Source organism: Tetzosporium hominis (assembly GCF_002265435.1).
Classification (GTDB): Bacteria; Bacillota; Bacilli; order Bacillales_A; family Planococcaceae; genus Chryseomicrobium; species Chryseomicrobium hominis.
Genome location: NZ_NOKQ01000350.1, coordinates 1 through 267 on the forward strand (window position 1 = coordinate 1; position 267 = coordinate 267).

At 52.4% G+C, this 267-nt stretch carries 1 protein-coding gene; it reads left to right on the plus strand.

The features are described 5' to 3' along the window. A partial coding sequence (locus CF394_RS15260) for a DUF72 domain-containing protein (RefSeq protein ID WP_133079862.1) occupies window positions 1-267 on the plus strand: 267 nt, incomplete at both ends.

Consider the following 267-nt stretch of genomic DNA (forward strand, 5'->3'; position numbering starts at 1 on the left):
AATCGGAGAAGGCAGCGTCCCGACTGTGTTGCGCGCGACCAATGAAAACAAAACGCTCGTCAGGTTTCACGGACGCAACAAGCAGGGCTGGATGAAGCCTGACGGCGGGAAAAACTGGCGGGAGGTCAGGTACTTATACCGCTACAATCAACAGGAGCTGGCGGATTGGAAAAAGCACCTGAATGAATTGCAGCAGCAATCTAAGGATGTTTTTGTCCTGTTCAACAACAATTCCGGCGGAGACGCCGCGGATAATGGCAAGCAGAT